Source organism: Desulfosporosinus sp. BICA1-9 (assembly GCF_000802135.1).
The window spans coordinates 1-7,456 of sequence record NZ_JUEE01000196.1; the positions used below are offsets into that span (position 1 = coordinate 1).

Genomic DNA, 7,456 nt, shown 5'->3' on the forward strand with positions numbered 1-7,456 from the left:
GCTACAGGTTTACCCGTCTCAGCAATTCCATCAGCAATTAGCTTAGCCCAGTTTGGTTCGATTCCGATGATGACGACAGCTGCAACGTTCGGGTTGCGGCCAGCACCAATTAAGGTTTTGAAGTGCAACTCTAGATCAGCACCAAATTGAAGGCGTCCATAAGGATGGGGAATTGCCAATGTTCCGGCTATATTGTGTTCCACGGCTAAACAAGAAGCATTGGATAAATCATCCACTGGAATAATTAGTACATGATTGCGGATCCCGATACGACCATTATCTCTCTTATATCCTAAAATCTTAGTTTCCATAATCCCACCTCGCAGTTCTTAAGTTATGTGTGTGTACCCAATCACCGATTTGAACATCTGCGGTTGCGACTCCTATGTTCTCACCATATTTAAGGATAGTTTCACCCTTCTTAATCGCTTGGAGTGCGATTTTGTGACCGAGCGGAATAGTGTGGTTTGACTTCACGTGATATTCTTGACCGCTATGGAGTTCAACCCCTAGTACTTCTTCGCCAGTTTGAATGTCTTGGATAGCAACGCCTACGTAGTCGCCATCATTGTGAACTAAAAATTTGTGGCTGCTCATGATAACCCTCCTTGTTTAAGATTTAACCACTCCTCACGCATTATTCTCCCATTTCTTACTCCGATGCAACACGTGGTATGTGGTATGTGGTATGACCATGAGTAAATACTAACCCCTTGTTTCACTTTTGTCAACAGATAATAAAGAAAAAGATTTACTATTTCCAATCCATCCAATAGAAATAAGTAAATCTTTTTCTTGAGTATTTTCTAAACCTAATCCCAGTCCTCATGTGCGTGAGCCACAGATTGAATGGCTTCTCTAACATTCGCTAAGTGACTCAGCATTCTTTGACGCGCTAATTCCGGATTTCTTTGATTAATCGCTTCAACAATTGTTTCATGATCCAGAACGGATAAACGTTGCCGCCCTGGAACCTTTAGCGTTCTGGATCTAATTTCTCCGAGTAGATCTAACAGGTTAATCATCAGTCTCATCTGGACCCGATTACCTGCAGCCTCCGCAATCTTTAGATGAAATTCAGCATCAAGTAATGCGAGTTTTGACTCACCCGCATCCCCTAATTCTTTTCCTTTACGAACAATATGCTCGAGTTGCCGAAGATCCTGCTCATTCGCGTTCTGAGTACACCAAATCACGGCTTGGCTTTCTAAAACCTCCCGGACCTGAAATAGCTCTTCAATGGTCCCCTGGGAAATATGAAGAAGAGAAGCTAATCGAGAAACATCTTCCGCTCCATCCACTTCGTTAATATAAGCCCCCATACCATGCCGGATCGTAACGACACCTAACCCAACCAACATTTTTAGAGCGTCCCGAATCACTGTCCGACTCACAGAAAACATGGTGCACATTTCACGTTCAGGAGGCAACTTATCACCTGGCTTTAGTTCGCCGTTGTTAATTCCATGCATAATCTGATTTACAATGCCTTCGGATAGGTTACCATAAAATTTTACGGGTTCAAACATAAGTATCCACCGACCTTACTTTTAATACAATGGTATTATATCATACCGAGTCAACATGTTGTATGGTATTACAAAGTCTAGCTGACTACCTTCAAAAGGTAATCAGCTAGACTCTCTTGTCTCTAATTAGGCCTCGATTCCTCTTTTGCCTATTTTTTTAAACGAAGAAATTGATTCATGGGTAAAAAGTTGCTCCGTGAAAACTTCCAAGGCCTCGGAGATTTCGTGACTTTTCGACACTATTACGTAAAATGAACGACTAAGACGCTTGCCTTTAATTCTGATCGTCTTTAATTCCTTGGCATTTAACTCTTTTCTCACGATCCAACGTGAGACGAGAGCAATTCCTAAACCTGCTGTAACAGCCTGCTTGATGGCTTGACCACTACCAAAGATATAAGATTTTCGGACATTGATTCCCCATTCTTGGAAAAGCTTATCACTGAACGCACGAGTTCCGGAACCGCTCTCTCTGAGAATCCAGACTTGGTCTTGGAGAAGCTCTGTCGTAACAATGGGGAGCGTTGCCAAGGGATGTTGGTTTGGTACTAATAAAATAATTTCATCATCCAAAAATGGGCGGACAAAAATGTCCGGCTGATCGACTTCTCCTTCCACAAGGGCAATGTCTAAGTGATTAGCTTGAACTGCTTGAATTATCTCCCTCGTATTGGCGATAGACGTTTCAATCTCTACTCTCGGATAATGAGCCGCAAATTCAGCCACTGCAAAGGGCAAAAGATATTCTCCGATGGTATAGCTTGCTCCCACCTTCAAAGTCCCTGTAACTACATTTGAGATCTGCTTGATTTCCTGTTTAGCCTTATCCTGTAAATGCAAAATTTGTTTAGCATAACCATAGTATATCTCGCCTGATTTCGTAAGCTCCAAATGGTTTGACGAACTAATTACAAGCTTTGTATCAAGTTCTTCTTCCAAACTCCGGATTTGCATACTGACATCGGGATGGGATAGATAGAGTTCCTCAGCCGCCCGAGAGAAGTTCTTATGCTCGACTACGGTTACGAAGGTTTTTAAGGAATCGTTTTTCAAAACTTACACCTCTAGTTTCTAGATCTCTGAGTGATATATTTGTATAATGATACTTCTTTTCACACAATTTCACAATGTCCTACTCCTTACAATTTTCCCTTTTCTTTTGATAAATATCCGTTCAAGTCAGGGGATTAAATAAGCAACCATTAGAACATGGACGCTGTGAATGATGCTTGTTACCACTTAGCTCATGTATTATGATAGAAGTGCACTAAATCATTGAGATTTTCAGAAAAGAGGTGGACTAATGCCTAACATTTTAGTCATTGCCGTAGGAGGCGCTCTCGGAGCATTGTCCCGCTATGCCCTTGGGGTATGGATTTCGAATAAATGGGACCAGGGATTCCCGCTGCACACTTTTCTTATTAATATTACTGGCACCTTTCTCTTGGGCTTCTTGCATATTTTATTTATTGAGCGCTTAAACGTTAATCCTCTTTGGCGACTAGGAATCGGTGTCGGTTTCTTAGGTGCTTTTACAACCTTCTCCACCTTTGGCTATGAGGTCATTGCTTTGCTTGAAGGCGGGAGCTTCATGACGGCAGGATTATATACCTTACTAAGCATCGTAGTAGGGTTTACCGGCGTGGCTTTAGGAGTAGGTTTGGCGCGCTTAATCTAAGCTCCGAAATCAATTTCATAGCCTTCCCCGCATCATTAAAGCAAAAATCCACCCCTGTGTACTCTTTAACAAGATCACTGACTGGATACCCACCAACGACTACCAAAACCTTACTTCGCAAACCAGTTTCTTGAAGAAGATCAACTACTTTCTTGATTGAGCCTACGCAAAACGACAATAGAACACTAATTCCTAAAATAGGAGCCCCGGTTTCATTGACAGCCTCAACAAATTTTTCTGGTGGAACATCGACCCCCAAATCATAAACCTGAAAACCAGAGGATCGCAAAAGGTAAACCATGATGTTCTTGCCAAGATCATGGATATCACCTTCTACGGTTTCTATAATTATTTTAGACCCTTTTTCCTGCACATTAATTGGAAAGTAAGGTTCAAGTATCCTCATGACATCTCTAAAAATACCCTCTGACATTATCAAGTCGGACAAGAAGTATATCTCTTCATAATATCGTTTCCCTACTATCTCTACTCCTTTTTTACAGCATTCCACGATTTCCACTGGGGTAAATCCAGCTTGAATTCTTTCTTCAACTAGCTTAAGGGTTTTCTCTTCATCTAGGTCAGCCATGGCAATTATCAGTTCGTCTTCCAAATGAAGTCACCCCCAGTTTCCTCTTGATTATGCCACCCATCATAAGCAGTCATTTTATATCGATCACCACGATAAATAGACTTACCCCACCCCACCGGTTTCATGTTAGTGTCATAGATCGTCTGCTCGATCACAAATACTGGGACATCCGGATTAATACCGATGACGTTATAACCGTCCCCTTTGAGAAGCATCACGACAATATTTTTACCAAGGTCGTGAACATCCCCACGTACAGTTCCGATCACAATATTTCCTTTGTACTCACTATGTTCCCCTCTAAGATGGGGCTCAAGAATCCTCATGGCACTTGACATAGCCTCACCACACATTATAAGTTCACTTAAAAAATAATCTCCGGTCTCAAAGCGAACCCCAACTTCCTGCATGCCCTCTTGCAACTTCTGAACAATTACTAACGGGGCCATTCCTGCCTCAAGGTGCTCCTCGACAAGCTCTCGCACTTTATCATCTTCTAACTCTGCAAGTGCACTCGATAGTGAATCTGTTAATTTAGCCATACATACCAACCCTCCAGTTAGGATTATTATTTAAAGATCAGTTAGCCCTTTGAGAGCTTAGCGTTGAACCCACCACCAGAGATAAACGTAAGCAGCAGCATCAAGTTTTTCCCATTCGTTTTTGAGTATTTCCGCATTCCCTGCGATTTGTCCATATTCTTTAACTTTATCCTGCCATGGAACACAAACACCTGGAGGCATACCTCTTAATTCTTCACTTTCGGGTTTTTCCGTCGTCATCTAGCTTACCTCCCCTGTACTTAATCCAATTTGCAATTTCTAATAAACTCCATATTCCCTTGCTGCCTCAATGAGGGCGAAGATATTTTCTACTTTGGCATCCGATTGGATAACCCCAGCAGAATCGATGATAAACCCGCCGTCCCCAGCATATTGTTCAAGCAATCGTTTAACATAATCGCGTACGTCTTGCATAATAGCTATCTGCTTTCAAACTAACACCCTTCATTCTAAGTAACGCTACTATTGCGATGAGCAATGAACAATGCACACTTCAATCGCCAGTATTTCTTACACCCTCCTTATTTAAATATTCTGAAACTTATTCTTATATCACACAATAGCATAACCATTTATGATTCACACTCCTAGAATTCAGTTGGAAATCAAGCAATTATTCAACCGATTCCGATAGTATTAAAACAAATGTATGAACTTAAAAAAACAAGTCTCCGGACCACTGAGTTCCGGAGACTTATAATCAAGTAATTGAACGCCTATTCCACTCGTGGTTCTTTTGTTAATGCCTCAGAACATGGTATTATTGTTGGCCGATGTTTCCGGAATTTCTTGAATAGTATCCCAGTGTTCATCGATTTTTCCATCTTCTAACCTGAATATTTCGATAATTGCCCGACCTCGCGTATTTGGTGCACGAAGTGAATGAACATGTAGAATTACAAAATCACCGTCTGCAAAAATTTGTTTAATCTCGCTGCGCGCTTCAGGATGATTTGTTTTAAGGAATTCGATAAATGCCTTCAATCCTTCTGGTCTATCAGCGACAAGCGGGTTGTGTTGCTTATATCGCGCACCTATATATTTCTTAGCCGCTTCATAATCTTTTTTGTTAATGATTAAATCGTAAAACTCCCTTGCGATTTCCTTATTTCGCTCAGTTACAGTACTCATCCAATACCTCCTTGTAAGATAAATATAGGGTTCAGGCCTTAAAACGAACCCGAACGGTCCTTGATAATTGACTGACACGTGCACTACAACCCTAACGCCTAAAGATTGCAAAGTCTCTTTTATCCCCAGAGAGTTACCTCAGATTAAAGAGAGTTTGCTTGGCTAGGTGGTTTTCGTTATACAATAAAAGGAAGCAAAGAGACATTCCTGCCTCAGTCACTTCCCATTTTATTGGCCTTTTATTTAATGAGTAAATTCGGTAAAAACGTTGCAACTTCAGGCACGACCATGAGTAAGACAATAAGCGCAATTATTGCATATAAAAACGGCCATATACCTTTGAAAATTTTCTCCAGCGGAACGTCTGGTGCAATTCCTTTAATAACGTATACGTTTATCCCCACTGGCGGAGTAATGACCCCAGCGCCCGCTACTAATACTATAATGACCCCAAACCAAATGGGATCGTATCCCAGGGTGTTGACGACCGTAGGGTAAAAAATGGGCACGGTTAACAAGATTAATGCTAAAGCATCCATAACAAATCCCATTATTACGTAAATCAATAATATAAGGCTCATGACAACAAATGGCGGTAACGGTAAACCTTCTATCCAAGTACCTAATTCAAAGGGCAGTCGGGTAATGGCTATAAAGCGACCAAATACATTGGCGCCTGCTATGAGAAACATAATCATCGCTATGGTATTTAACGTGTCATACAGCGAACTTTTCAGGGCCGCCCAACTTAATTGTTTAGTAACTACAGTAATCACAAGAACGCCTGCGGCTCCTACAGCCCCTGCCTCAGTCGGTGTGAACCAACCGACGAAGAGTCCTCCCAGAGAAACAACAAAAACGATTACAACTTCCAAAAGCCCACCATGTTTGAACGCTTCCATTCTTTCTTTCCAAGTTGCCTTCTCGGCAAGAGGAGCAAGGTCAGGATTCCTCCGCGTTATAAAATATATTACTCCAATATACATAAGGGTGAGAAGAATGCCGGGTATTATCCCGGATATAAACAGAGACCCAATGGAATTTTCGGTAATTACACCATAGACGATAAAGATAGTGCTGGGTGGGATCAATACCCCAAGAATTCCACCAGCTGCGACACTTGCTGTTGCCAGAGAAACATCATAACCATGTTTTCTCATTTCAGGTATGGCTATCGAACCAATGGTAGCGGAAGTAGCTATACTGGACCCGGAAATGGCTCCAAAAATCGCTGATGTTGCCTGAGCAGCAATAGCTAATCCACCGGGAAGATGCCCTATTGCCTTATATGCAAAAGTAAACAATCTGCCGCCTATACCCGAATAAAAAGCTAAAAAGCCCATCCAAGTAAACAACGGAATAACACTTAAAGAGTAAGAAGAAAAAGTGCCATATAACTCTGTGGCAACTACTTTAAAGGCAACATTAGGCGCATTAATAAAACCGATACCAAAAATGCCGGTGATCAACATAGCATAGGCAATAGGCATACGCATTGCAATAAAAAGAAAAAACAACAAAAAGCCAAGGAGCCCTATCATCATAGGATCCATATTATTGGTCACCTTCTTTAACAAAAGAATTCAAGACCTTGCCAAAAACCACCAGGGTAAGCATACCGACCCCCACGGCAATTATTAAGATAAATGGGGCATATGGAATTAAAATCGTAGTAGTGACCTCCTGATTCCGACGCATCATATCAGCACGCTCCACCAAATACCACGTAGCTATTACAAGAGAAACAATGACAATGGATCCGGTTATGAAATCTATAATTTTTTGCACTTTTTTAGGAAAACGTTCTACGAGTAAACCTACTGAAACATGCCCACCCTTAACAGCACAATAGGCCAGTGATAGAGAAATGGCAACCGGCGTCAATATGACCACCAAATCATAAACGCCCATAATGGTCGCATCAAAAGGTCTCAAAATAACATTGACTATCACCAGTAGCACA

Annotated in this window: 12 protein-coding genes; 1 reads left to right on the forward strand and 11 read right to left on the reverse strand. The window is 41.5% G+C overall.

Annotation, left to right across the window (positions count from 1 at the left end):
- From JL57_RS24170 to JL57_RS24185, 4 genes are all read right to left on the reverse strand, one after another.
- Nucleotides 1-311: UxaA family hydrolase (locus tag JL57_RS24170; protein ID WP_034144491.1), on the reverse strand; the 311-nt coding region annotated here is incomplete at its 3' end.
- On the reverse strand, nucleotides 301-597 hold the full coding sequence (locus JL57_RS24175) for a UxaA family hydrolase (protein WP_034144492.1): 297 nt from the start codon (nucleotides 595-597) through the stop codon (nucleotides 301-303). The genes JL57_RS24170 and JL57_RS24175, both read right to left, overlap by 11 nt.
- 215 nt (nucleotides 598-812) lie before the next feature.
- Nucleotides 813-1,529, reverse strand: a complete 717-nt coding sequence (locus JL57_RS24180) for a FadR/GntR family transcriptional regulator (RefSeq protein ID WP_034144493.1) — start codon at nucleotides 1,527-1,529, stop codon at nucleotides 813-815.
- Between the two features lie 126 nt (nucleotides 1,530-1,655).
- Complete coding sequence (locus tag JL57_RS24185; RefSeq protein ID WP_034144494.1) at nucleotides 1,656-2,582, reverse strand: LysR family transcriptional regulator; 927 nt, start codon at nucleotides 2,580-2,582, stop codon at nucleotides 1,656-1,658.
- 250 nt (nucleotides 2,583-2,832) lie between these two features.
- Between JL57_RS24185 and crcB the strand changes: the two genes are divergently transcribed.
- The gene (gene crcB / locus JL57_RS24190) at nucleotides 2,833-3,207 is read left to right on the forward strand and encodes a fluoride efflux transporter CrcB (protein WP_034144495.1); all 375 of its coding nucleotides are present in this window, start codon (nucleotides 2,833-2,835) and stop codon (nucleotides 3,205-3,207) included.
- On the opposite strand, the gene JL57_RS24195 is transcribed toward crcB, so the two are convergent.
- The 7 genes from JL57_RS24195 to JL57_RS24220 form a co-directional block, all read right to left on the reverse strand.
- Nucleotides 3,164-3,820: a B12-binding domain-containing protein gene (locus JL57_RS24195; RefSeq protein ID WP_034144496.1), complete on the reverse strand. Its 657-nt coding sequence runs from the start codon at nucleotides 3,818-3,820 to the stop codon at nucleotides 3,164-3,166. The genes crcB and JL57_RS24195 overlap by 44 nt on opposite strands.
- On the reverse strand, nucleotides 3,805-4,341 hold the full coding sequence (locus JL57_RS24200; protein WP_291300515.1) for a B12-binding domain-containing protein: 537 nt from the start codon (nucleotides 4,339-4,341) through the stop codon (nucleotides 3,805-3,807). Before JL57_RS24200 ends, JL57_RS24195 begins: the two co-directional genes overlap by 16 nt.
- 57 nt (nucleotides 4,342-4,398) lie before the next feature.
- Nucleotides 4,399-4,581: a hypothetical protein gene (locus tag JL57_RS24205; RefSeq protein ID WP_034144497.1), complete on the reverse strand. Its 183-nt coding sequence runs from the start codon at nucleotides 4,579-4,581 to the stop codon at nucleotides 4,399-4,401.
- Nucleotides 4,582-4,620: 39 nt separating this feature from the next.
- The gene (locus JL57_RS35430) at nucleotides 4,621-4,776 is read right to left on the reverse strand and encodes a hypothetical protein (RefSeq protein ID WP_291300516.1); all 156 of its coding nucleotides are present in this window, start codon (nucleotides 4,774-4,776) and stop codon (nucleotides 4,621-4,623) included.
- Between the two features lie 333 nt (nucleotides 4,777-5,109).
- Nucleotides 5,110-5,493, reverse strand: coding sequence for a nuclear transport factor 2 family protein (locus JL57_RS24210; RefSeq protein ID WP_291300517.1), 384 nt, complete (start codon nucleotides 5,491-5,493; stop codon nucleotides 5,110-5,112).
- Nucleotides 5,494-5,732: 239 nt separating this feature from the next.
- Entirely contained in the window at nucleotides 5,733-7,046 is a 1,314-nt protein-coding gene (locus JL57_RS24215; protein WP_034144498.1) for a TRAP transporter large permease, read from the reverse strand.
- A gap of 1 nt (nucleotide 7,047) precedes the next feature.
- Nucleotides 7,048-7,456 (reverse strand): TRAP transporter small permease (locus JL57_RS24220; RefSeq protein ID WP_291300518.1); only part of this gene is annotated, 409 nt, incomplete at its 5' end.

Bases quoted from the DNA above. Each gene is read 5' to 3' on its own strand.
- JL57_RS35430 (WP_291300516.1), bottom strand. From the start codon at position 4,776: ATGCAAGACGTACGCGATTATGTTAAACGATTGCTTGAACAATATGCT.
- JL57_RS24210 (WP_291300517.1), bottom strand. From the start codon at position 5,493: ATGAGTACTGTAACTGAGCGAAATAAGGAAATCGCAAGGGAGTTTTAC.
- crcB (WP_034144495.1), top strand. From the start codon at position 2,833: ATGCCTAACATTTTAGTCATTGCCGTAGGAGGCGCTCTCGGAGCATTG.
- JL57_RS24200 (WP_291300515.1), bottom strand. From the start codon at position 4,341: ATGGCTAAATTAACAGATTCACTATCGAGTGCACTTGCAGAGTTAGAA.
- JL57_RS24180 (WP_034144493.1), bottom strand. From the start codon at position 1,529: ATGTTTGAACCCGTAAAATTTTATGGTAACCTATCCGAAGGCATTGTA.
- JL57_RS24175 (WP_034144492.1), bottom strand. From the start codon at position 597: ATGAGCAGCCACAAATTTTTAGTTCACAATGATGGCGACTACGTAGGC.
- JL57_RS24205 (WP_034144497.1), bottom strand. From the start codon at position 4,581: ATGACGACGGAAAAACCCGAAAGTGAAGAATTAAGAGGTATGCCTCCA.
- JL57_RS24215 (WP_034144498.1), bottom strand. From the start codon at position 7,046: ATGGATCCTATGATGATAGGGCTCCTTGGCTTTTTGTTGTTTTTTCTT.